The 2018-nt window shown below is 71.0% G+C and carries 2 protein-coding genes; both read right to left on the reverse strand.

Annotated elements, in window-relative coordinates; all coding sequences use genetic code 11:
* Window positions 1-19: 19 nt before the first annotated feature.
* A complete protein-coding gene (locus DSP71_RS15020) occupies window positions 20-1159 on the reverse strand; it encodes a TIGR03364 family FAD-dependent oxidoreductase (RefSeq protein WP_113681485.1) in 1140 nt (379 codons plus the stop codon).
* On the reverse strand, window positions 1156-2018 hold an 863-nt coding region (gene phnE / locus DSP71_RS24055), incomplete at its 5' end, for a phosphonate ABC transporter, permease protein PhnE (protein WP_258546480.1). The genes phnE and DSP71_RS15020, both read right to left, overlap by 4 nt.

Consider the following 2018-nt stretch of genomic DNA (forward strand, 5'->3'; position numbering starts at 1 on the left):
GCGAGTTCGAGAGGAGTGGTCATGATGTTCCTTCCATTGCTGCCGTCCACCCGAAGGCGGCGGCGAGGTTCTCTTCGGCGAGTCCGAGGCCCGTGGTCATCCCGATGCCGGTCGTCGCGGCGAGCACCAGCACACCGTCGTCGCCCCGGTCGATCAGGAACTCCTGCGGGCCCTTCGCGTACACGCCCTGCCAGCGCTCGATCACCCGCGGTGCGGGTGCGTCGAACAGCGCCTCGGCCTCGTCGAGGAACGCGGTGAATGCGGCCTCGGGCTGGAACGGCGCCGGGGAGAGCGCCGTGGCGTGCGAGTCCCCGATGATGAGCGTGCCGTCGGGGAGCTGCGTGTACATCTGGTTGAGGTCGATCGCTGCGAGATCGGGCCGCTCGGTGTGCAGACGCTCGCGCACCGCACGGGCCTCCGGTCCGTCCGCGAAGCGGCCGTAGCGCACGAGCGACCAGCCGGTGAGCAGGGGGGCCGCGAGCGGACGCGGGAACGACACGGCCGCCCGCATCATGTCGAGCGCGCACCGCACGACCCCGTGCCTTTCGGCGACCTCCGGGAGCAGCTGGTCGATGTCGTGATTCACGGCGACGACGACGCTCCCGCAGGCGATCGGCCCCCGAGTCGTGTCCACCCGCCCGGCCCCCACAGCGGTGACCGCGGTGCGGAAGCGGAATTCGACGCCGAGGGCGACCAGGTGGCGCACGATCGCGTCCGCCGCGGTGCGCGGATCCGTCTGCAGGTCGGTCTCGATGTGCGCGCCGCCGACGAGTCCCTCGGCGCGGAGCGGGGCCGACCGCAGGAGTTCCGAGGCTTCGAGCATGCGGATGCCTCCCTCACGGGATGCCGCCTCCAGCACGGCGAGCTCGTCGTCGTGTCTGGCGGCGACCAGCGTGCCCGACTCTCGCAGCCAGAATCCCGCATCCCGCGAGAGGCGCAGCCACAGGTCGCGCGAGAGATCGGCGTAGCGCCGCGCCTCGCCACCCTGCGCGCCGATGCAGAGGTGTCCGAAGTTGCGGATCGTCGCACCGACCGGCCCATCCGTGCGGTCGACGACGATCGCCCGCAGCCCACGCCGGACCGCCGCGTACGCCGCACCGAGGCCGACGATGCCGGAGCCGACGACGACCACATCCGCCGTGTCGAGAGCGCGATTCATCGGAACACCTTCCGCATCCACATGGCGAGACCTTCGACCACGAGCACCGTGGCGAGGATCATCAGCACGATGGCCGTCACGGTCTCGTAGCGGGACCCCTGGCTGGCGTTGAGCAGGTAGTAGCCGACCCCGCCACCGCCGACGATGCCGAGGATCGTCGCCGCACGGATGTTCGTGTCGAGCATGTAGAAGCTGTGGCCGATGAGCGCCTGCATGCCCTGCGGCACGGTCGCCGAGGTGTAGGTCTGCAGGCGTGTCGCACCGACGGCGCGCAGTGCGCGTTCCGGTCCGCGATCCACCTCCTCGAACGAGTCGGCGATGAGCTTGCCGAGCAGTCCGATGCCGCCGATCGCGAGGGCGATGACACCCGCCTGCGCACCGAGTCCGGTGATGACGACGAGCACGATCGCGAGGATCAGCTCCGGGATGCCGCGGATGCCCACGAGCAGGAGCCGTGCGGTCCCCCGCGCTCCCGAGCTCGGAGCGACGTTGCGGGCCGCGAGCGAGCCGAGCAGCAGCGACGGGAGCAGGGTGAGCACGGTCGCGGCCAGGGCGATCGCGACCGTCTCCCGCATCGCCTGGAACATGGCGCTCGCGTCGTAGTTGCCGAACGAGGGCGGCCAGAAGCGCGCCGCGACCTCGGGCAGCTTGGCCCAGAATGTGATGAGGTCCATCCAGTTGATCTGGCTGACCAGCACGCTTCCGATCACCACGAGCACGGCGACGACGCCGGCGATGGTGTGCCGGATGCGCTGCGCGGTCCAGGGGCGACGCACGGCGGTCTCCGGGCTGGCCGCCCAGGCGGGGCGCTCGACCTGGGTGGATGCGGCGTGCGCACCGAGGCGCGGATGCAGGATCC

The organism is Microbacterium sp. H6 (genome assembly GCF_003314775.1).
Classification (GTDB): domain Bacteria; phylum Actinomycetota; class Actinomycetes; order Actinomycetales; family Microbacteriaceae; genus Microbacterium; species Microbacterium oxydans.